The organism is Streptomyces gossypii (assembly GCF_025165795.1).
GTDB classification, from domain to species: Bacteria; Actinomycetota; Actinomycetes; order Streptomycetales; family Streptomycetaceae; genus Streptomyces; species Streptomyces gossypii.
The window spans coordinates 468305-490429 of sequence record NZ_JAJAGO010000001.1 but is presented as its reverse complement, the minus strand read 5'-3'; the positions used below and the strand labels follow the sequence as shown (position 1 = coordinate 490429).

General features: G+C 68.5%; 16 protein-coding genes and 3 pseudogenes. 13 read left to right on the top strand and 6 right to left on the bottom strand.

Features of this window, described 5'->3' with window-relative positions:
* Window positions 1-84 precede the first annotated feature (84 nt).
* Window positions 85-678, top strand: coding sequence for a hypothetical protein (locus LHJ74_RS02260; protein WP_260215690.1), 594 nt, complete (start codon window positions 85-87; stop codon window positions 676-678).
* Between the two features lie 50 nt (window positions 679-728).
* Here the strand turns inward: LHJ74_RS02260 and LHJ74_RS02255 are convergent, their stop codons facing one another.
* Window positions 729-1607, bottom strand: a complete 879-nt coding sequence (locus LHJ74_RS02255; protein ID WP_260215689.1) for a sigma-70 family RNA polymerase sigma factor — start codon at window positions 1605-1607, stop codon at window positions 729-731.
* 93 nt (window positions 1608-1700) lie between these two features.
* On the opposite strand from LHJ74_RS02255, the gene LHJ74_RS02250 reads away from it, so the two are divergent.
* The 4 genes from LHJ74_RS02250 (at window position 1701) to LHJ74_RS02235 (ending at window position 7500) form a co-directional block, all read left to right on the top strand.
* Window positions 1701-2150 (top strand): carboxymuconolactone decarboxylase family protein, encoded by a 450-nt coding sequence (locus LHJ74_RS02250; protein ID WP_260215688.1) that lies wholly within the window; start codon window positions 1701-1703, stop codon window positions 2148-2150.
* A gap of 295 nt (window positions 2151-2445) precedes the next feature.
* Window positions 2446-2682 (top strand): hypothetical protein, encoded by a 237-nt coding sequence (locus tag LHJ74_RS02245; RefSeq protein WP_260215687.1) that lies wholly within the window; start codon window positions 2446-2448, stop codon window positions 2680-2682.
* A gap of 488 nt (window positions 2683-3170) precedes the next feature.
* Window positions 3171-5978, top strand: a complete 2808-nt coding sequence (locus LHJ74_RS02240; RefSeq protein ID WP_260215941.1) for a glycosyl hydrolase — start codon at window positions 3171-3173, stop codon at window positions 5976-5978.
* Window positions 5979-6627: 649 nt separating this feature from the next.
* A complete protein-coding gene (locus tag LHJ74_RS02235) occupies window positions 6628-7500 on the top strand; it encodes an MBL fold metallo-hydrolase (RefSeq protein ID WP_260215686.1) in 873 nt (290 codons plus the stop codon).
* Window positions 7501-7763: 263 nt separating this feature from the next.
* On the opposite strand, the gene LHJ74_RS02230 is transcribed toward LHJ74_RS02235, so the two are convergent.
* The gene (locus LHJ74_RS02230) at window positions 7764-8768 is read right to left on the bottom strand and encodes an NADP-dependent oxidoreductase (protein ID WP_260215685.1); all 1005 of its coding nucleotides are present in this window, start codon (window positions 8766-8768) and stop codon (window positions 7764-7766) included.
* A gap of 101 nt (window positions 8769-8869) precedes the next feature.
* On the opposite strand from LHJ74_RS02230, the gene LHJ74_RS02225 reads away from it, so the two are divergent.
* Complete coding sequence (locus LHJ74_RS02225; protein ID WP_260215684.1) at window positions 8870-9784, top strand: LysR family transcriptional regulator; 915 nt, start codon at window positions 8870-8872, stop codon at window positions 9782-9784.
* Window positions 9785-9886: 102 nt separating this feature from the next.
* Here the strand turns inward: LHJ74_RS02225 and LHJ74_RS02220 are convergent, their stop codons facing one another.
* Window positions 9887-10408 carry an NUDIX hydrolase gene (locus LHJ74_RS02220; protein ID WP_260215683.1) on the bottom strand — a complete coding sequence of 174 codons (522 nt, stop codon included), beginning with the start codon at window positions 10406-10408 and terminating at the stop codon, window positions 9887-9889.
* Between the two features lie 461 nt (window positions 10409-10869).
* Between LHJ74_RS02220 and LHJ74_RS34315 the strand changes: the two genes are divergently transcribed.
* The 4 genes and pseudogenes from LHJ74_RS34315 to LHJ74_RS02200 all read left to right on the top strand — a co-directional run bounded on the left by LHJ74_RS34315 (window position 10870) and on the right by LHJ74_RS02200 (window position 14817).
* Window positions 10870-11226: a hypothetical protein gene (locus LHJ74_RS34315; protein WP_375546650.1), complete on the top strand. Its 357-nt coding sequence runs from the start codon at window positions 10870-10872 to the stop codon at window positions 11224-11226.
* A 527-nt stretch (window positions 11227-11753) separates the two neighbouring features.
* Complete coding sequence (locus tag LHJ74_RS02210) at window positions 11754-12482, top strand: SDR family oxidoreductase (RefSeq protein ID WP_260215682.1); 729 nt, start codon at window positions 11754-11756, stop codon at window positions 12480-12482.
* Window positions 12483-13204: 722 nt separating this feature from the next.
* Window positions 13205-13892 (top strand): annotated as a pseudogene (locus tag LHJ74_RS02205) (transposase family protein).
* Between the two features lie 259 nt (window positions 13893-14151).
* Complete coding sequence (locus LHJ74_RS02200; protein ID WP_260215680.1) at window positions 14152-14817, top strand: nitroreductase; 666 nt, start codon at window positions 14152-14154, stop codon at window positions 14815-14817.
* Between the two features lie 879 nt (window positions 14818-15696).
* Here the strand turns inward: LHJ74_RS02200 and LHJ74_RS02195 are convergent.
* Both LHJ74_RS02195 and LHJ74_RS02190 read right to left on the bottom strand, forming a co-directional pair.
* Window positions 15697-16749 (bottom strand): hypothetical protein, encoded by a 1053-nt coding sequence (locus LHJ74_RS02195; RefSeq protein WP_260215678.1) that lies wholly within the window; start codon window positions 16747-16749, stop codon window positions 15697-15699.
* A 5-nt stretch (window positions 16750-16754) separates the two neighbouring features.
* Window positions 16755-16982: a hypothetical protein gene (locus LHJ74_RS02190; protein WP_260215677.1), complete on the bottom strand. Its 228-nt coding sequence runs from the start codon at window positions 16980-16982 to the stop codon at window positions 16755-16757.
* A 960-nt stretch (window positions 16983-17942) separates the two neighbouring features.
* Here LHJ74_RS02190 and LHJ74_RS02185 point away from each other — a divergent pair.
* Window positions 17943-18674: an alpha/beta hydrolase gene (locus LHJ74_RS02185; RefSeq protein WP_260215676.1), complete on the top strand. Its 732-nt coding sequence runs from the start codon at window positions 17943-17945 to the stop codon at window positions 18672-18674.
* 206 nt (window positions 18675-18880) lie between these two features.
* On the opposite strand, the pseudogene LHJ74_RS02180 reads toward LHJ74_RS02185, so the two are convergent.
* A pseudogene (locus LHJ74_RS02180) lies at window positions 18881-19411 on the bottom strand (transposase); the annotation flags it as partial.
* 556 nt (window positions 19412-19967) lie between these two features.
* Here LHJ74_RS02180 and LHJ74_RS02175 point away from each other — a divergent pair.
* Window positions 19968-20834 (top strand): LLM class flavin-dependent oxidoreductase, encoded by an 867-nt coding sequence (locus tag LHJ74_RS02175; RefSeq protein WP_260215675.1) that lies wholly within the window; start codon window positions 19968-19970, stop codon window positions 20832-20834.
* Window positions 20835-21094: 260 nt separating this feature from the next.
* Window positions 21095-21319: pseudogene (locus LHJ74_RS02170) on the top strand (transposase); the annotation flags it as partial.
* Window positions 21320-22125 lie beyond the last annotated feature (806 nt).

Genomic DNA, 22125 nt, shown 5'->3' with positions numbered 1-22125 from the left:
GGGACACAAGTGCCGCGACCTGCTCGATGGGGGCCATCGGGCAGGTCCAGCCGTCGGCAGGAGACCGTGGTCCAGAATCAGGGCATGGACGTCCCCAAGCTGCTGGAAGCCGCTTCCCTGCTGGTTCCTGAGGAGACCGCCACCGAGAACGACATCACGGTGAACGACGTCTGGGAGCACCTCATTCGGGACGAGTGGGAAGTGGCACTCGGGTTGCTGGAAGAACTCGGTGACGTCCCACCGCTTCCGCTCAGCTTCTGGGAGACCCTGGCCACCGCAGCTGAACAGATGCGGCTGGACAAGAGCGCGGCCTGGTGCCATTGGCGCTGCTACGAGACTCGCAACGGCATCATCCGAGCCGACTTCACCCTCCGCCCGGCCAACGAAGCGCGACGGCAGACGCCCATCTCCGGTGCCGGCGTCCTGCGACCGATGTGGAACATCGGGAACCGAACCCAAACTGGCGTACCGGCCCTCGACATCGCCAGGCTCTGGGTGGAGTTCACGCCCTTCCTGAAGCCTGGCGGGCAAGCCACGGTACGACTTGCTCCCCTTGACCCCTCGCAGTGGCAGCACCTTCAGCCCGGCCAAGTGGTCACCATGCACGAGGACCGGTCTGTGGCGGGCACGGCGGTTGTCCTGGAGGTCCACCGGCCCAAGACCAGTTCCCTCACATAGAAGCGCGTGCCGCCGGCTCTGGCAGCGCCTGGGTCGTGTTTCGACTCGACTCACGCCGGATCCGGCAGGTCCATCAGCGCGAGCTTGGCCTGGTCGATCACGACCGTGATGCCGGTGATCCGGCCGTCGACGACGCTGAACGCGAGAACCGAGAGCGGAGTGCCGTCCTCGTGCCAGGAAACGACCCCCGGGATGCCGTTGACGAGCACCGCCCGCCCTTGTGTGGCTGCGCCGGCGGACAGTTGCGCGCCGGCTGCGACCCTGGTGGCGCCGAGGGTGACGACCACGCCGGAAGGGGTGTCGACGGTCAGCTTCACTTCCGGGTCGAGTACTCGCAGCAATTCCTCGAAATCACCGCGGCGAGCCGCCGCCAGGAAGGCCCGGACCACATCGCGCTGCTCCCGTCCGACGCCGGTCGGCCGCTCCACCGTCTGCACCTTCCTGCGGGCGCGGCTGGCCAGCATCTTGGTGGCGGCGGCGGACTTGCCGAGGATCCGGCCGATCTCGTCGAACGGCACCGCGAAAAGGTCGTGCAGCACGAACGCCAGCCGCTCGCTCGGCCCGAGCGACTCCAGGACGATGAGGAGAGCGAGCCCCACCGAGTCGGCGAGCACCGCGTCGTCCTCGGGATCAGGAGTGTCGTCCACCGTCACCACGAGCTCGGACAGACGGTCGTCGTAGGACGCCTCCGGGCGGGTCTGGCGCGATCGCAGGACATCGAGGCTGATCCGGCCGACCACCGTTGTCAGCCAGCCGGCGAGGTTGTGGATGGTCGCCGCGTCCTGGCGGGAGAGCCGCAACCATGCCTCCTGGACCACGTCCTCGGCGTCGGCGTGCGATCCGAGCATGCGGTGGGCGATCGCCCGCAGCCGATCGCGCTGGGCCTCGAACGTCTCGGCCATCGGGTGCGTCGGGCTGGTGTCGGACATGTTGTTACCTTCCTCGGCTCTGCTCCGTCATGGGGATGACGTGCCCGGAAGGGCGCAGGTAACCGATGAACCACCGACGAAGGAGCAGGACCGATGGAAGCACGCATCAAGAGCCCGGCCAGTCCCGACGTGGTCACAGCAGTCCAGCATCTCTACAAGGCAATTCACGCCGGGGGCGTGGACAAGCATCTGCTGTCACTGATCCATCTGCGGGTCAGCCAGATCAACGGCTGCAGCCCGTGCATCTTCGCCACGATCCAGTCGGCGAAGCAGGCGGGTGAGACGGAGGAGCGGCTGCACAACGTGGTCGCGTGGCGCGAGACGCCCTTCTACACCGATGAGGAGCGGGCGGCCCTCGCCCTGACCGAGGCCGCCACCCGGCTCCAGGACGGCGCGGCGGGCGTGACCGACGAGATCTGGGACGCCGCCGCCGGCCACTTCAGCGAGGAGCAACTGGGCGCGATCACCCTGGAGATCGCGACGACCAACTTCTTCAACCGGATCAACCGCACGGTCCGGGAGCAGGCCGGCAAGGCCTGGTGAGTCGGGCGGGGCGTCACCCCATCGGAGGGCCGCGCCTTGCAGCCGACCGCTGGCAGCCTCCATAGGCCAGCCGGAGGGATCAGGACGAACGGCTGCTTCCTTCCTCGTCGTTCGGCGCTGCGGCGGGCGCGTACGCCGCAGCGCCGGCCGGACTACGCGCAGGCCGCGGCGTGCTGGGCGCTCGAGCCCGCGCCCGGCCCGCGTCTGCTCGACCTCGGCGCGGCCATCGGCCCCTCTCGGCGCGCCCACCAGTCGGCGCGCCGAGACGGCAGACATGCACCCTCCGGAGACTGGTGTGGCAGCCCGGTTCGGCTCGCCGGAGCAGGCCGAGTTCCCGCACGGGCAGCGCCGCACCGCCGACCCCCTCGTCGCCACCCTCGCGACGTGCGCGGGGATGCTGGTCATGCCAGAACAGGGACAAGCAGCCGCGCTGGGCCGCATCCGCGCCTTCCTCGCGAGTCGACCGGAGACCGCCCGCGGCGAGTTCACTCTCCCGATGCTGACGGGCGTGCTGCGCGTCCAGGGGCTGTGAAGGGGGGAGCCCTACCCGCCGCCGACTCAGTGGGCAGGGGCTGACTTGCCGATTCCCGGACTACCGGTTACCCCGCTTGCGCCACCAGGCGCCTGCGGCACGGGCCACTCTGGGGACGGCGAAGGCGAGCGTCTGCTCGGCCGTGACGACAACAAGTGCGGTGATCAGTGCAGTTCCCACTGGACCCCTCCGGCGATCTCTGGGCGTGGGCCAGACGCGGCCCGCTCGGACGGGTCGTCCCGGATGAGCGCGAGGTGTCGTCCGCATAACGCGATGTGCTGCTGACGGGGCGTAGCCGGGACGCCGCTGTCCCCGGCGACGGGGCCGACGTACGGGCCCCCACCTCCTCCCCGTCAAGACTCGAACGCACAACAGCTTGGCGTCACACCCAACTGCCGCCCGTGTGCGTTCTCTTGACACTTAGGTTTCAGGAGTTTTACGTTCCCTGATATGTGAGAGCGCTCTCAAACGCGCTCCTCGCCCCCCCCATGATCGAGGTGCTGCTCATCATGCAAGCCTCCCTCTCCAGACCCGTAGCGGCGACGCTCCTGGCCATCGCCATGGCCGCCGTGAGCCTGGGCCCCGCCGCGTCCCCCGCAACCGCCGCCACCGTCCCCGCAGGTTCCGGCAGTTACACCGACACCCGCCCCGCCGGTACGTCCGGGCCCACGACGAACACCGGCGCCCCCGTCACCCCCAAACTCACCGCCGCCGCCCGGGACAAGCCGGTCCCGACCAACGACTGGTGGTCCTCGCTCGCCTACCAGCGCTACGGCGACAACCCGTACTCCACCCCCATGTACGGTCACCCCCTCACGTACCAGGCCAAGGCCTCCGGCCTGGAGGTCGGCTACCCGACCACGCCGGCGATCGTCGGTGGCGGCCGGCAGTACGAGTACGCCCACAAGGCCGACCTCACCGTCGGCCTCACCGGCCTGAACTCCCCCGACACCAAGGCCGACGCCTGGTCCGACTGGACGGTCACTCCGTACTGGGCGGACGGCTCCCGCACCTTCCGGGCCACCATCGGCCACGGCATGCCGTTCGTGTACGCCAAGGGTTCCGGCGGCGACGCCCGCATCACGACCGCCTCCGCCCCCACCGTCTTCGCGGACGACGGCAACGTCGTCGGCATCACGGTCGCCGGTCACCACTACGCCCTCTTCGCCCCAAGCGGCGCCGACTGGAACATCTCCGGCACCGCGATCACCGCCGGGCTCGCGGGCAAGGACTACTTCTCACTCGCCGTCCTGCCCTCCAGGGACGCGCTCGAGACCTACCGCAAGTACGCGTTCAGCTTCGTCACCGGCTCCAAGGTGGCGTGGCAGAGCACCGGCGGCAACGTCCGGGCCACCTACACCCTGGCCACGGAGGCCAAGGAGGGCACCGAGCGCGGCACGCTCCAGGCCCTCTACCGCCACCAGTGGCTGCACACCGACGACGCGCTGACCCCGTACACGTACGTCTCACCGCGCGGCACCATGAAGGTGCGCGAGTCCGCCTCCTTCACCACCAGCCAGAAGAACAACGGTGTGGTGCCCGCCCTGCCCGCCTCCAGCGGCGTCGACCGGGCCCGGCTGACCGGCTACCTCAACGAGGTCGCCAACGCCTCCGATCCGTTCGCAGGGGCCGGCGACACCTACTGGACCGGCAAGGCGCTCGGCCGTCTCGCCCAACTGGTCCCCGTAGCTGACCAGATCGGGCAGACCGCCACCCGCGACAAGCTCCTCGGCCTGATGAAGGGCCGGCTCCAGGAGTGGTTCACGGCGGGCGGGGCCAGCGAGTTCAGCTACGACAAGGACTGGAAGACCCTCACCGGCTACCCGGCCTCGTACGGCAGCGACACCGAACTCAACGACCACCACTTCCACTACAGCTACTACGTCTACGCGGCGGCGATCATCGCCCAGTACGACCCGGACTGGGCGGCCGACTCGGCCTGGGGCACGATGATCAAGCACCTGGTCCGCGACACCGCAAACCCGAGCCGCACCGACTCGGCGTACCCCTTCCTGCGCGGCTTCGACGTGTACGCGGGCCACAGCTGGGCCTCCGGCCACCAGGGCTTCGCGGCGGGCAACAACCAGGAGTCCTCGTCGGAGTCCATCAACCTCAGCGCCGGTCTTGTGCTCCTGGGCGCGGCGACCGGTGACACCTCGCTCCGCGACCTCGGCAGCTACCTGCTGACGACGGAGTCCGAGGCGATCACCCAGTACTGGTTCGACGTGAGCGAGCAGGTCTTCCCCGCCTCGTACAAGTACGGCACGGTCGGCATGGTCTGGGGCAGCGGCGCCGCGTACTCCACCTGGTGGACCGCCAACCCGGAGGAGATCCACGGCATCAACGTCCTCCCGGTGACCGGCGGTTCACTCCACCTGGCCCGTGAGAAGGCCGGCATCAAGCGGAACATCGCCGAGATGGAGCGCGAGAACGGCGGCCCGGCCCAGGAGTGGCGCGACCTGCTCTGGGAGTTCGAGGCGCTGGCCGATCCGGCGTCGGCGAAGGCCAAGTGGGACGGTGTGAACGGGAACTACACCCCGGAGCAGGGTGAGTCCAAGGCGCACACCTACCACTGGATCAACACCCTCAACACGCTCGGCGCACCGGACATGACGGTCAGCGGCGACCTGCCCACCTCCGCCGTCTTCACCAAGAACGGCACCCGCACCTACACCGCCCACAACCACGGTTCCACCGCCCGCACGGTGACCTTCTCGGACGGCAAGACCCTTTCCGTACCGGCCCGTTCGACGGCCACCGACACGGGCTCCGGCGGTGGAGACCCGGACCCGGACCCGGAGGAGCCGGGCCCGTCCACCGGCAACACCTTCCGCCTCAAGTCCGGCGGCGTCCTCACCACCGCCACCACCGACCCGGCGGGCGCGGACACCCTGGCCTCGGCCGACGGCGTGAACCGGGACGGCACCCCGTACCGGCCGGCCGTCTACGAGGCGAAGAAGGTCAACGGCAAGGTCTCCTCCGGGGCCGCCACCGCGTTCCGCCTCCGGGTGGACGCGGGCACCAAGGTCGGGCTCGCCCCGCAGGTCCGGGTCAGCTACGACCTGACCGGTGACGGCACCTTCGACCGCACCGAGACCTTCCGCTACTTCGCGACCGACCCGGTCGCGGGCTGGGAGGAGTACACGCAGGCGGTCGGCGCGCAGGCCGTCACCGGCAGCCTGGGCGAACTCAAGAACGGCACCGTCCGCCTGGAGATCTGGAACGCGCTGGGCAACGGAACGTCCCGGGTACAGACGGGCACGGACGCGGCGGTGCTGAGGATCCCGTACGTGTAAAGGCAGACGTACGGGCACGATCGGTGCGGCGGGTCTCCGGCTTCGCAGGGCGGAGGCCCGCCGTACGAGCACGTCAGGGTTCAGACCGATGCCTGCCGGACGCGCGTGCCCACGTCTTACTGATCGTTTCAGAATGAGATCTTGAGGCCATCCTGTGCCGGTGAAGCGGCTTGGCCGTCGGCCGCAGGTCGAGCCCTGGGCGGAGGCCACCAAGCATGGCTGGTCGACTGAACGGCTCTGCGACCTGCCCATTTGCGCCACGATGGCACTGTAGGGGCGATCTGGGCTGGTTCCGTCGAACTCGGGAACGGTTGCCGGACCATCCGATACCGGTGAAGGGTGCGGCGGTGGCGATCCTCGGCCGTCCGGTGAAGTTACGTCGGGATCAAGTAGTGAGGCCGTGATCCTGCTGGTCAGGGCTGGAGCAGAGGCGTTGGTGTTCGCGGGCCGTCTGGAAGCGCCAGGAGTAGTCGAAGTCGCCGTTCGTGCTCAGTGCGCGGAGTGGGAGGACGGCTTCGGCACCGTCGAGTCCCCAAACGACCCCAGCACTGCTCACTGTCCCTCTGGGAGATCACCTCGTCCCACACCGACATCATCGGGACATGGGGCGAGTCACCACCCGCGCGCAAGGAATGGCAGGATCACGGCCATGTCCCTTAGCCTTCCCCGCCTCCGGATCGGCTCGAGCGAGATCACCGCTCTCGCCGACGGTGAGGGCCCGTTCTTCTCCCCGCGCGCCGAGGCCTTTCCCGAGGCCACGGCCGCTCAGTGGGCCGAGGCCGATCGCTACGACCCCGGCGCGGTCGACGCCGAGGGCCGCTGGCGGCTCCAGTTCCGCGCGTACGCGATCCGCAGCGAAAAGGGCCTCACCGTCGTGGACGCCGGGATCGGTCCCGCGGACGGCCCGGCCGGCTCGTGGGCGCCCGTGCCCGGTGCGCTCCCCGAGTCGCTCGCCGCCGCGGGCATCGACCCGGCCGAGGTCGACACCGTGTTGCTCACGCATCTGCACACCGACCACGTCGGATGGGCGGTCGTGACCGAGGCGGCCGTCCCCTCAGCGGGCCGCGCGGTGGACGGCAACGCTTCGACCAGCGGAGCGACCAGCAGCTACCGCCGCCCCTACTTCCCGAACGCCGAATACCTGCTCCAGCGGGCCGAGTTCGACGCCCTCGACGCGCTCAACCCGCAGCTTCGCGAGTCCCTCACCGACCCCCTCGAGGCAGCCGGCCGGCTCCGGCTCCTCGACGGGGACACGCCGCTGCGCGCCGGGCGCGCGGTCGCCACGCCCGGTCACACGCCTGGGCACCAGAGCGTGCTGGTCGCCGACGGGCGCGAGCTGGCGCTCATCACCGGCGACCTCCTGGTGCACGCGCTCCAGCTGCTCTACCCCGAGCTCGCCTACTCGCACGAGATCGACCCCGTGGCGGCCAGGCACTCAAGGGAGCGCATGCTCGCCCGCGAAACCGCCACCACGCTGCATCTGGCGACGCCGCATCTGACGGAGCCGTTCATCTCGGCGTGATCGCGGCAAGGAAAAGCAGCTGTCAGGTCCGGTCACCCAATTCCGCTGCATGCCTCGACAAGTCCGGCTATCGGGTCCTGTGGAATTCCTTCGGTGGAGAAGTCCGGCAGCGTCTCGGCTCGAGAGATGTGCAGTCGACGGCTGCTGACCGGCTGTCCCGGGGGAGTGCCATGAGTGATCGTCCCTGCGTCCGAGGGGACGTGCCGGTGCTGGACGACTTCCAGCACCAAGGCGTCCAGGGGCGCCGGGCACGTCCCGGTCCGTCAGACGCCCGCCCCGGCCGCCCGCACGATGATCTTGCCCTGATTCTCGCCCCGCAGCATCCCCAGGAACCCGTCCACGATGCCGCCGAAGCCGTCGACCACGGTCTCATCGAGCGTGACGCGTCCACTCTGCAGGTGCGGCACGACGAACTCGTACAACTCCTCCTGCACGTCACGGTAGTCGCGGACCAAGAAGCCCTCCATCCGCAGGCTCTTCTCGACAATGTCAGGAAGGTTGCGTAGGGCGTAGGGCGTGCCGGTGCTGTTGTACTGGGCGATCGTGCCGACCCGTACGATCCGTCCGTACTCACGCAGCGAGGAGATCGCCGCTTCGAGGTGCTCGCCACCGACATTGTCCATGCAGAGGTCGATCCCGTCGGGCGCCGCCTTGCCGAGCAGCTCGGCCGCCGGGCCCGAGTGGTAGTCGAAGACCTCGTCGTAGCCGACGTGTTCCGTCAGGTAGGCGGCCTTCGCCGCCCTGCCCGCGCTGCCGACCAGCCGTCCCGCGCCCATCAGCCGGGCGAGCCGCCCGGTGGCCGTGCCCACACCGCCGGCCGCCGCCGAGACGAACACGTCCTGACCCTCGCGGAGTTCGGCGATGCGGGTGAGACCGACGTAGGCGGTCAGGCCGGTGCCGCCGAGGATGCTCAGATGCGCGGAGAGCGGTACCCCCTCGAAGCGGGGGACAGCACGCGCCTCTTCGGGGGTGACGACAGCGTGGGTGCGCCAGCCCTGCCGGTGGAAGACGATCTCGCCCTCGCGGAGCGCCGGATCGCGGGAGTCCACCACCCGGCCGATAGTGCGGCCCTCCAGGGGAGTGTTCAGCGCGAAGTCCCCGTCCATCATCTCGCGGTGGTAGGGGTCCACCGACCAGTACAGGTTCTCCACCAGCGCCGTCCCCGGGCCGGGTTCCGGCATCGCGGACTCGACGAAGGCGAAGTCGTCGGGGGTGGGGAAGCCATGGGGGCGGGCGGTCTGGTGCACGGTGAGCGCGGTCTCGGTCATGACGGTGACCGTACGGAGGAATGCGGGGGCTGGGGAGAAGGTTGCGCTCATGGAACGGCCCGGTCCATGAAGGGCCCTCATAGAAGCAGGTGGGACCCCTCATGACAGCCGCAGCCCCCGTAGCCCCCGCACCGACTGCGGCTGCCGCCACCGACCTCGCCCCGCACGAGCTCCGCATCCTCGTGGCCGTCGACCGCGAGCGCGGGTTCTCGGCGGCCGCCAAGGTCCTCGGACTGACCCAGTCCGCAGTCTCGCACTCCATACATGGGACAGAACGCAAGGTCGGAGCGGTCCTCTTCGAGCGGGGCCGCAAGGGCGCGACGCCCACTGCGGCCGGTACCGCCGCTGCCGCCCACGCCCGCCGGGTCCTGCGACTCCTGGACACCCTGGCCGCAGAGGCCCGCGGCGCCGAGCAGGGCACGGTCGCCGGCCCGCTGCGCATCGCCGCCTTTCGTAGCGCCGCCCTCTACCTGCTGCCGCCCGTCCTCGAGCGTCTCACCGCCCGCCACCCCGGCATCGAACCGGAGGTGCATGTCGTCCGTGAGCTGGGCGCGGGCACCGCCGGAGAAGTCGCCGAGGGGCACGCGGACGTGGGCATCGCAACAATGGGCGCCAGCTCGCCCGTGCCCGCTGGGCTCATCGGCGACGTACTCATCGAGGAGCCCTACTCGCTGGTGCACCCGGCAGGCCACCCCGCCCCACGCTCCCTGCCGCTGGTGGACTGGCACGAGAACTGCGGCTCCTACACCCGCCAGTGGTGGGCTGGGCAGGACTGGATTCCGAAGGCGACCGTCCTGACCGAGGACGACGGAGCGGTGCTCTCCATGGTGAGCAGAGGTCTCGGCATGGCGATCATGCCCGCGCTCTCGCTGAACGAAGCACCGGACGGCATCGAGATCACCGATCTCGGACCCGACCGTCCGACCCGTTCCGTGGGCTACATCACCACCCCGGAGCTGGCCTCCAGCGTTTCCGTCCGCGCCCTGATCCGCGAGCTCAGAGCGGCCCGCCAGTGAATGTGCGGCATTCCGCGAGCCGCCTCCCAGCACCGCGAACCACCGTCATCGGGTCCCGCAGCTGAAATGCCCGCCCTGAACCGAGGCAACCCACATCGCCGGTCACCCGGCTGGCAGCTCGCTCGCACCGCTGCCGAATCCAGACCCCAAGTACTGGCGCAGAGCCTTCCGCCCTCCCGGAACGAAGCACCATTCATCAACGACTTCGCGCAGTTCGGCCACTGTCAGCCAGTCGTACCAGCCGATCTCACCCGAGTCCTGGACGAAGATCTCCGACACGACAGCCTCATGCACCCCGAGCCAGATGGGGCTGATCCCCTCCCGGAACAGGAGCTTGAACAGGAAGCGCACCGGCACACGAGCGCCCAGTTCTTCAGCCAACTCACGGACCGCCGCCTCCTCATACGACTCGCCCACGTCCACGGCCCCACCGACCATGACGTCATAGCAGCCTGGAAACCGGGCCAATGTCTTGGCCCGCCGCACCACCAAGATCCGACCTTCGCGATCACGACAGATCGTCGCTGCAATGCGATGCAGCCAGTTCTCACGCACCGCCTCACCCCGCTCGACGACCCCCAGCACGCGGTCGTGCTCATCGACATGCTCAACCAGTTCGCTCACGCTTGCACGATCTCAGCCCCCACTGACAACTCGGTCCCACGGTCAACAGCGATGAGTGATCTGCACCCCAGGAGACCCCTCGGATGCAACACGCTCGACGAGCTGGGTCGCGAATGCGGCCTCGACCCCCGGCCTGCTCAATCGCAACACGAGGTCATCCGCACACGGCTTCTGCGGCCACAAGCCACACTTGCGTCACGAATCTCACCGAGGGCGGAGTCGACCGCCGGTTCATCCAGCAGCAGGTCGGCCACGAGTGCGACAGCTCCCTGGCGTTCACCGGGGCCTGACAGGAGGGATCCGGCGATGGCCGCCAGCTTGACTACCACTGGCACCTGCGCAAAGTCATGGCGGATCGCGGGATGTTCTCCAATACCGACCTCATCCCTCCGCTCGCCGAACGCGGCATCAGCCTGTAGTCGAGTCAGGTCTACCGGCTCGTCGTCGAGCGACCGGAGCGACTGAGTCTGAGGATCCTCATAGCCCTGCTCGACATCCTCGACTGCACCATGGACGACCTCCTCGAGACGGCCGGCCCCCGGCGCCCCGGGCCATCGGCGACCTGTTCATCGAGCGCCGCAAGGCCGGCGCTTCGGCGATCTCACCGCCGGTCTGTGCCGAGTGCGGCAAGCAACTCCGAACCCTCCAGCGCCAGGGCCAGGACTGGTGTTGCTCGGTCTGCGGGCAGGAGACCTCCGAGTGCACTGCCTGTGGCAACGTTCGACGCGTCGGCTTTCGAGACCGCAGGGGCCTGCCGCGCTGTTCGATGTGTCCGGACAACGACGACCGTGATCCACATAGGGTTGTCCACGAAGTGATCACCTCGATCGCCCCGGGCGCCGACCGTGACGCGGTCGACGAGCTCCCCGAAGGCTAGGCACCTCCTGCGCAGGCTTCGCCGTCGCAACCGCGGCAAGGAGATCACGCACTACCAGCTCACGGTCCCTGGCCCAGAAGATCACCCGTGATCTCAGCTTCCAGGCCGAGCGATGGAACGGCCCCTCCTCGTCGATGGACGACGAAGCCCGCTGGGCCACCGCATGACGCCTGCTGCACGATGACACACTCAAGTCCGAAGACCGCCTCACTGGCCTGCTGCTGCTCCTCCATGCCCAGTGGCCCGCGGCGATCTCCGGGCTCACCGTCGACGACATCGAGGTGACGGACAGAGCGGTCCGCATCCGCCTCGGCGCCGTCCCGGTCGAGCTTCCTGCGCCCTCGGCATCGACATCACCGTCGCTGTCAAATGGCAGCGAGCCGCTGCCGGAGACTGGGCCGCCTACGCCACCGAGGTCAGCCGCCGCACTTCACCGCAACATCCGATCCACGGACCAGGAGCTCCGACATGAGATTCGACGATCACCGCGTGGTCATTACCGCCGCAGGCCGCGATTTCGGGCGCACTTTGGCCATCCGTCTCGCGGACCTCGGCGCCGAGGTCTTCCTCTCCGCGCGCACTCTCGCCAACGCTGAGCGTGTCCGCGACGAGATCCGCGGCCGAGGGCACCAACAGGTTCACGCCTTCGCCTGCGACCTGACAGATCCCGCCTCGATCCGCGACTTCGCTGCCGACGTCACCCAGCACACCGACCACATCGACGTGCTGATCAACAACGGCTCCCGCTACCTCGAAAGCCCAGACCTGCAATCCGCCTCCGACACCGACGTCGTCGACACCATCGCATCCGGCGCCACCGGCACCGTCCTGACCGTGAAGAACTTCCTCCCTCTCCTGCTCAACTCGGACAAACCAGACGTGGTGACCATGGTCTCCGCCTGCGGAACGGCCGGGCATCACCGCTCGGACGCGCACGAAGCCTTCTACGCGGCTAAGAGCGCCCAGGCCGGGTTCGCCGAGATCCTCTCCAAGCGCCTGCGGCCGCAGGGGGTCCGGGTGATCTCCCTCTACCCGCCCGACTTTGCCAACCCTGACCCGCTCTCCGAGGAATGGGAGACAGCACCGCGCAAGGCTAAGGACGCTCTCACCGCGCAGTCACTCGTGGAGTGCATCCTCTTCGCCGTCGCCCAGCCCCGCGACTGCTTCATCAAGGCATTCCACTTCGAACAGGTCTGATCGATTCCTGGTACGTCCATGCACGGTGACAGAGACCGGGGTCCGGGGCGGCACATGAGCCCCGGGCCGGGGGCATGCAGGAGACCGCTGTCGGCGTCGCCGCACCGGTTCCGGCGGTGGTGCCCGAGCGTCGCGACGGCCGGTCGCTGCCACCTGCATGAGCCGGTATCCGAAGGGCTACCGCAAGCCCACCGACTCCTGCCGACGGCTGTCTGGCCTGGGGCGGCTGCAGCGGACGGCTCTGCCCTCCCTAGCCGCGTGCTGCGTGACGGCGGCCCCCGCAGCTTCCCGCGACGTGAAGGCACGGTCTGGCTCTACCTCAACCGAGTCCGCCCGGCCATGCTGCAATGGTCGAACCCCTACGGCCACCTGCGCGAAGTGACACGCGACGACGTCCTCACCTGCATCAGGACACTCCACGGCCACCAGCGCCGCGACCAACTCGCCGCCCTGCGCTCGCTGCTCACCTGGGCCAAGCGGAACGGACTGATCTTCCGCAACCCCACCAGCCGGATCAAGGTCGGGCAATACGAGTACGCCTGTCTGCAACCGCTCATCCCCAGAGCAGGTCGACCGCTCCGTCGCGGCGGCCACCATCCCGGCGACGCGGCTCATCTGCTGGACTGGCTGGAGCACCGGCGAACCGGTGGCCGAACACCGCGAACCTCCACCTACTGGTCAACAAGCCAGACCGCCACCAAGACCAGCCGCGCCGGCAACCACTGGATCAGCGCCTCGATGCGCGGGCAGGACGCGACGCTGGAACGGCTCTGCGGCGCGGGGGCGCGGACGCCCTCGGCAGGGGCCGGCCGTGGAGCTTGTCTCTGTCGGACCGAACTCTGCTCGTCACGGCTTACTGGCGTACAAACTTGACGGTGCGGCAGCTCGCTGCGCTCTTCGGTGTGTCGAAGTCGGCCGCAGACCGGATCATCAGCCGTCTCGGGCCGATGATCGCGCTCCGGCCCCGCAAGCGTTTCGCCAAGGACACCGTACTGGGCGTGGACGGGACGCTGGTGCCCACCCGTGACCGCACCATCGCTGAGCAGTCCAAGAACTATCGGTACTCGACCAACCATCAGGTCGTCATCGAGGCCGACACCCGCCTCGCTGTCTTGGTAGGCCCTCCCTGCCCGGCAACCACAACGACTGCAAGGCATGGGGGAGTCAGGGGCCAAGGCCGCCGTCGGTCAGACTGTGACGATCGCCGACGGCGGCTATCCCGGAACAGGTCTCGTCATGCCCCGCCGCCGCCGCGCAGGCGAAGAACTGCCCGGCTGGAAAAAGGCACACGACAAGTCCCACAAACAGGTCCGCGCCCGTGTCGAGAATGCCTTCGCCCGCATGAAGACCCGGAAGATCCTCCGAGACTGTCCTCTCAAGCGTGACTGCGTCCATCACGCCATGCTCTGAATCGACCTGGGGATGCCCACCCTCGCCCAGATCGCGATCCGCACCAGTGACGTCAAGGAGCCCGCTCCATAATTCCTCCGATCACGTACGAGCCCGTCCACCGCCTCGTGGAGCAAGCGGAGGCCGAGCGCATCGACAGGCCGAAGAACAGTGCTGCGGCCAGCCGCAGATCGAAGTGCGATCCGAATCACCTGTTGCCTTGTGTGCGTGCTGAAGACGGTAGAGAAGTGGCTGTCGTGAAGTGAGAGGAAGAGCAGACGTGGATGTGTATGAAGCCGTGGACAGTCGCCGGGCTGTGCGGGCGTTCAGCGATGAGCCGGTATCCAAAGAGATACTCGAACGCGTGCTGGCCGCAGCAACGCGGGCTCCGTCGAGTGGGAACCTCCAGCCGTGGCATGTGTATGTCGTGACCGGCGAGCCCCTGGCCGAGCTGAAGAGGCGCGCAACAGCCAGGGCACTGGCGGGAGACCCGGGGGATGAGCGGGAGCATCTGATGTACCCGGCCGAACTGACCTCGCCGTACGTGGACCGCTTTTCCGCCGCAGCTGCCCAGCGGTACAAGGCACTGGGAATCGAGCGCGATGACCCCGACAGGCCCATGAAGATCGCCGCTCTGAATTCGCAGGCGTTCGGGGCACCGGTCGTGCTGTTCTGCTACCTCGATCAGACGATGGGGCCAGGGCAGTGGGGGGACGCGGGGATGCACTTGCAGACGGTCATGCTGTTACTGAGGGCGGAAGGGCTGCACAGTTGCCCCCAGGTGATGTGGACGATGTATCGCAAGACCGTCAGCCAGATCGTCGGAGCCGATGACGGGCTCGTACTGTTCTGCGGTGTCGCGGTGGGATTCGAGAAGGAAGGCGTGCCACGGCTGCGTACCGGGCGGGCCGACATGACAGAAACCGTGAGCTTCATCGGAGCGTGACCGGCCATGTCGGTCTGGCATCGACCTTGACCCTCTCAACTCGCAGTTCAGAGAAGAAGGGGGAGCGCAACCGGATCAAGATCCGCAGCCGGTCTGCCATGAGCTCCCAGGCCGAGGTCGAGGGGCCGCACCCGCATCCTGGGAGGCCGCGGAGGGTCGGCGGATCCAGCGGCTGGAGCCGGGTCCGGTCACGGCGCACGTCGTGGTGCGCATCTTCGGCCAGTACCTGCTCGGACGCGGTCTGTACGCCATAGCGGAGGGGTTGACCAGGGACAGTGTTCCCTGCCCTCCGCGCACGACCGCCGTAGGAATGCTCATCGGTCCGGTGTGGCGTGGGCGAGGAGCGCTGTGCGGGCGACCCGGTACGGGCTTCGTCGTCGCGCCCCGACTCGCGGTTGCGATCCTCGGCCGTCCGGCAGGACGGCCGCCACGTGTGGGTTTTGCCGACGCGCAGTGGTGATGCTCTGCGGAGTAGTACGCCGTGTCTGCGCGGACCTTGACCGGTCGTCTCCGGCGTGGTCCGCGCCGGGAGCGAGCGGCGGGGCTTGGCTCACCTGCCCGAAGCCGCCCCTGGCGCGGCGGATCGGCTCTCCGTCGGTCATGGCGGGCCCGCGCGGCATCCCTTGGCACCCGCTCGGCGACATCTGGCAGTTGCGGCAGTCGCCGGATGAGCCGAGGGGCTGCCGGATCTAGAAATCAGGTTCCGTGTCACTTTCTGAGAGGGCGGTATGTGAGCTGATGGCTGATCTGTCATCGTTGGAACGTGGAACTGTCGGGTTCGAGCTGATCAGCGGGTTCGGCGGTGCTGTGTGCGCCACCAGTCCCGTGCAGGCTGCCAGTGGGAGACGCTCACGGGTAAACAACTCGCTCACCGCCCTCTCAGACCAAGGGCAGTCGCGTGTGCGCCTCCAGGGCGGTGGCGATCACCTTCGCGGTGCCCTTGTGTGTCACCCGGGCGGCGAGACGGTCCAGCTCGGCCAGCGCGGGCTCACTGTCGACCCGGCCCAAGGCGAGAGCGCCCGCATGCGCCACCTTCGCACTGCGCGGGCCCCGCCCAGGCACCTTCTTCAGCGAGGTCTCCACCAACGCCCCAATCGCACGAGCTGCGTCGGAATGCGGTGGCAGCAGCGACAACAGCCAGGCAAGGCCGCGCAGCGCGAGGGCGTTGTACGGGTCGAAGACCTCGTTGAAGTGGCGGTCTTCGCAGAACACGGGCTTGACACGGAAGGTACGCGGAACGCCCACCAGGGCGAACCAGGACACCACCTTCTCCCGCACCAGCTCAGGGCCCAGCGGCTCGACGAGCTGCCGAGCCAGTCTGTCCCACTTCGCGCTGGGCTTGGCGGACGTGGCGGTGAGGGCGTGCGCGAGCAGCGCCCGCCACGGGTCGTCGGGACCGGGACCCACCTGCTCCATGGCACGCTCGGCCCACTTCTCACCCACGTTGAGCACCGGGTCGGTGGGTTTCTCACCAGCGCGGCCGAGTGGTGCGGCCGGAGAGCCGTATTCCATGCCACTGCGCCGGAAGGCGGCAGTCGCAGCTGGCGTGAGGGAACGGCCGGCGGCCAGCTCCGCCTCCACCAGAACCGAGAAATGCTCCTCGTACCAGAAGGAGTGGCATTCGCCGAGGTCGTCGAGCACCTCGACGCGCTCGGCGGACAGTGGGTCCTCGGGGAGATCTGCGGCGAGGATCCCGGCGAGAAGCAGTGTCCGCGTCCGGAACTCGGATGCATCCTCGATGCGGTGGTAACGCTCGACCAGGGAACGGGCGAGGCTGCGACGACGCTCTTGAGGGAGATCACGCAGCTGGTCCAGAAGCTGCACCGACCAGCCGACGCCCCGGTAGCCGCTGTCGGTGACTCCCATGGCGTTGAGAGTCCTGTCCGCGAGCTCGATGTCACCCGCGGCGATGTGGTTGGGAACACCTTCCATCTCGCTCAACTCCCCACCAGCGGAACCAGCTTCAGGAACGTCACCTCGGTGTCCTCGGGCTGGGCCAGGCCCTGGAACACCTCGGTCGGCCGCGCGTTGTAGTTGGCCACCTTCTGGAAGACCCGCCGCCGGATCAGCTCACGCACGGTCAGCCGCTCTTCGGCGATCTCCAGCTCCCAGCCGTCGGAGCGGCCACCTCTGGTTGTCCCGTCGACGAGAATCATCTTTCTCATGCCGACTGACACTAGGGGACCTCTCTGACATCGGGCTCAGCCAGCGGGCCGAGGCGGGGCTCGTGCTCCGGCTGAGGGGCGGTATACGAGTTCGATGGCGTTATGCAAAGGGCCGTCCGGTGGTGTGGGTGGCGCCCCACTCCTCGTCGCGCACACCGCGCACGATCTCCTTCGGCGACAGATGCGGCTGGGGGCCAGCAACGGGTCCGTCCGCCCGAGCATCCGGCGAAACCCGCGCCCCACGGTGGCCAAGACCAACTCCGATTACCGGGTGGTGCCTGAGGGAGGGTATGAAACGCCAGCTCCAGCTCTTCGATCGGTGAACGGGCCCCAAGGGAAATGGACGGGGAGCAGGGGCGCATGGGCACCTCCATGAGTCGGCGAACTGTTCGCGCCGTCAGTTCTGCCGAGCCCCGGACCCTCAGCGCGCCGCTACCCGCCCGCCGGCGCGGAGGCGGACCGCCGCGTACGAACCACCCCTACTGGCTCGCCTCACCTACCAGCATCGAGGCATGGTTCGAGGGCGCAGGAGTCGAACATGCAGAACTTCCTGTTTTCCGCCTCCCGAAGACGGGATACGAGTGGCTTTGTTCACCGAGAACCGACAGCACCAGTACATGAGAGGGGGAGGTGTCGGCGGCGCGTCGTGGTCGATGTTCATGAGGAACGCCAGCGCCGCCAGCGCGCCCCGCCGTCGCAGGGCCTCGCCTCGGGAAGACGTGATGAGGCCCCAAGCAGCTCTGCGCAGTATTCCGACTCCTTGGCATCCGGCCACGGGGCCCGCGAAAAAACCCGTTGGGGTGAACACGCGACCGCTGCTACGTTTCCGGAGGCCGTGCTGGAGAACGAGGAGGTGGTACCCGTGAACGCAGTATCGACATGGGTGCTCTTCCCTGGGGTCACGGTCGGGCGATAGGTCGTCCGGGAGCGCCGCTCTGAGCACTCCCGAAAGGCACGACCATGCACTTCACTTCTGAACAGCGTCTCGACGACGCGGTCCTCGAGCGCGCGTTCACCCTCGGCGAGATCCCCGGCCTCCTGTGGACGCCCGCGTCCGCACCGGCGCCGCTGATCCTGATAGGCCACCCCCCGCTCGGACTGCGCAAGATGTACCCCCGGCTGGCGGGGAGGGCCCGGTACTACGCGGCGGAGTACGGTTTCGCCGCGGCCACCATCGAACTCCCCGGGAGCGGTGAACGGCCCCGTTGGGCCGCCGCCGAGCGGGCCCGTGCCGACCTGCGCCGGGCGATGGAGGCTGGCGAGCCGGTCGGCGACGAGATCGTCGACGCCCTCGTCCTCCCGCTGGTCGAAAAGGCGGTCCCGGAATGGCAGGCCGCCCTGGACGCCCTCCTTTCGCTGCCGGAGATCGGCGGCCCGGTCGGGTTCGAGGGGGGAGTGATCTCCATCGGCGTCCGCCTTGCCGTGGTCGAGCCGCGCGTCGCGGTCGCCGGCTTCTTCGCCGGGAGCTTCGTCCCCGCCGCCATGTTCGAGGAGGCCCGCCAGGTCACCATTCCGCTGCGGGTCCTGTTGCAGTGGGACGACGAAGGGAACGACCGGCAGGCGGCCCTGGACCTGTTCGACGCCTTCGGCTCCAAGGAGAAGTCCCTGCACGCCAATCTCGGCGGGCACACCGGCGTCCCGCGGTCCGAGATGGAGGACGGGGCCCGGTTCTTCGCCCGGCACCTGAAGTGAGGCCGGGCCGTCAGGCCACCAGCAGACGGTAAGCCGTGTTGGCCAGGGTGCTGCTCGTCGAGGGCAGGTCCCGGCGCTCCTCTGCTGTCTATGCCGCGGGCCCCTGCCAACTCGGCAGGGGCCGCGCTGCCCGAAGCCATGAACATCTGGCGCTTGAGCATCTTGATCCGGTTGACGTGTCCTTCGACGACGCCACAGTTCCAGAGCAGGGTCAGACCCGCGATGACGGCGTCGCGGTCTCGGTCGATGCCGGCTGCGAGAGTGTGGAGGCTGGGCAGGTCGTCCTGCCGGACGGCGTCGAGCCACTGCGGGAGTCGTTCGCCCTGGCGCTCGGTGAGCATCTGGGCGAAGGACCGGACGTGGCGGGTGAGGGCGTCGAGTTCGGGGCAGTGCGTGCGGACGGTCTTGAGCTGGAGCTGCTCGGTCTCGGTGAGGGCTTCCGGGCGGCGGAGGATCCATCCGGCGACGGTCCGGGGCGAGGGCGGCCGGGCGGTCACCGGTCGCGGGGAGGTGCGTTTCTCGCGCAGGTAGGCGCGAACGCGCTGGTAGCTGCCCTTGTAGCCGAGTGGCACGATCTCCTCCCACAGCTTCCAGGCGTTGGTGCAGCCCTCGCTCCAGCGGTCGTCGAGGTAGGGCTTGTAGTCGTCGAGGACCGAGGGTCGGTTCTGCCACTGCCCGGTGAACAGTCCCTCCGGTCTCGTAGCGTCGGCGAACTGCTTGACGGTGCGGTAGGTCATCCCGAGCTGCCGCTGGACCGAGCGGCGGCTATGCCCTGCCTTCAGCAGGGCGTGGACGGCGGCGTGCCGGGCCCGGGTGCGATCGGCGAACCGGTGCCCTCTCGGCCAGGGTGAGCCGAAGGGGTCTGCGGCCGGGGCGGGCATCGGTGCCGGAGCGGTGGGAACCAGTACCCTCTGGCACAACCTCAGCGAGGCCGCCGAGAAGTGCGTACCGGCACCGAGGCTGCTTACGTCCCACGCCGGTCCAGCCGGAGGAACCGCAGGCGGAGCCGGCCGCGTGGTCGCCCTGGCCGACCGGGCACCAGTTCGCCGAACGCACTCGCGCCAAGCACGTCACCATTCACGCTCTCCTCGCCGCCGGTCACAGCAAGCGGTCCGTCGCCCGGCAGTTAACGCGGAGCCGCCCTCCACCCGCTCATCCCCAGGCTCGCTTCCGCGCTAGGCCCCCGGCTGCTCGTACTTCGGTGCCCCCGCAGCCGGGGGCACCGATGGATTCCACTGTGTGACCGCGCATAACCCGTTGCCTGGACAGGTGGGGGTAGCCCACGATGCCCGGATGCGCTTCTCGATCAATATCCCGAACTTCGGCGACTTCGCCGACCCCCGAAACGTGGCGACCGTAGCGGCGGCAGCCGAGGAGTCCGGGTGGGACGGGCTCTTCGTCTGGGACCACGTCCATTACCGGGGGTACTCGGGGCGGCCCTTCGGGGACGCGTGGATGCTGCTGACCGCGGCCGCACTCGCGACGTCACGGATCCGGGTGGGGACGCTGCTCACTCCGGTAGCTCGCTGTCGGCCGCAGCAACTCGCGCGGCAGGTGGCCACCTTGGACAACCTCAGCGGAGGCAGGGTCGTCTTCGCCGCGGGGCTGGGTGGGCCGGTCGAGGACGAGTACGGCAGCTTCGGCGACTCCACCGATCGACGTGTGCTCGCCGAGCGACTGGACGAAGGGCTGGAGTTGTTGGGGCGGTTCTGGACGGGCGAGGCCGTCGACCATCACGGTCGGCACTACCAGGCGCGGAACGTGAGCCTGCAGCCCGCCACCGTGCAGCGGCCCCGGCCGCCGGTGTGGATCGGGGGATTCTGGCCGAACCGTCCGCCCATGCGACGGGCCGCGCGGTGGGACGGCGCGGTTCCTCTGTTCAAGAACGCCCTGCATGGATACCCGCCGGACCGCGAGGACGTGCGGGAGTTGATCACCTATGTGCGCGATCATCGAGAAGGCGACACCCAGCGCCCCTTCGACCTCGTAGTCGGCGGCGCCACTCCGGCGGACGCTGCCAAGGCCAAGGATGTGATCGGCCCGCTGCGCGACGCGGGTGCCACCTGGTGGGACGAAAGGCAACTCGATCCCGGCCCCGATGTGGACTGCCTGGCTCCGGTGCTGCGGCGCATCGAGGCGGGGCCACCGGTACTCGATTAGGCGCCCCACATCAAGACGCAGGTGCCAGCCTGTCAGGGGTCGGTGGCAGAACTCAGGCATCTCCCCGCAGAAGAGCTACACCCAGCTGGGTTCACCCCGAAGACTGGAAGCAATGGGGCGCGCACCTCAACCGTCTTCGCAAAGTGCTTGTCCCAGTGCCTCCCACTCTCGCGCACTTCGATATCGAGCCATAACACAGCGTTACTCGCCACAAGAAGTGGACCAGAGCCCAATCTCGTGGACAAAGCCAGAGCGAACGTCTGCCGGAATGGCTCGACGCCGTCCGGCAGGACGATCTGCCACTCATCCACACCCTGGCTGCAGGCATCGACCGCGACCGTGATGCTGTCACGGCCGGCCTCACCCTGCCCTGGAAATCTGGCGTCGTCGAAGGACACGTCAACCGGATCAAGATGCTCAAGCGACAGATGTTCGGCCGCGCAGGCTTCGATCTCCTCCGCAAGCGTGTCCTGCTCCACTCATAGGACATCGCCTTTTGATGGCTTCCGCGCCCTTCGTGGGTGCTGGCAGTCCAGGCTTAGGCCGCCATGCAGCGGCCCAGCTCGCGTGACTTCCGCAGAAGGCAGCCGTCCAGCCCCTTCAGAGGAATCCGGGGCCGTCGGCACCTGAACATCCTTGAGGCCGCCGACCTCAGCGAAGCCCAAAATGCAAGGGAACTATAATCATGGCGTCCCGTGTTACCGGTGCCGTTACGCAGCGGAATGCGCGAAGAGTGCGGATTTGGACCATCCACTCACGGTCGCCGGCCCCAGCGGAGGCCAGGCGGCAATTCGATGACTGCGAGCGACGCATCCTCAGCTACCGGGCCGCGCTCGATGCGGGAACGAACCCGGCATTGGTCACTGGCTGGATCAAAGAGGCCCAGCGGGAAAAAGACGCCGCCGAGCGGCGGCTGCGTGCGCGTCAGGAACCCGAGCCGACAGCTCGCATCTCTGAAGCGGTCTTGGCTGACATGATCCGCACGTTGGGTGGTATGACACACAGACTGCTTGCGGCTGACCCGGGTCGAAAGCAGCCGCTCTACGAAGCGCTCGGTCTCTCTCACGGCCGCGTCCGGGTGGGGTGAGGAAGCCTTGGCGAGTGAGGCGTCCGAGGCGGCTGCGGGTGACGTTCACGGCCGGGTCATCGGTGGGCGGGCCGGGTGGTTCGTGCAGTTCGCGGACCGGAACGCCTGGTCGGGATGCTGGTTGAAGGCGTGCACGATCTGCTGGCAGGCGGTGGACATCTGCGGTTCCGCCCGTCTCGGCCGGGAGACGTTCGGCGGTGACCT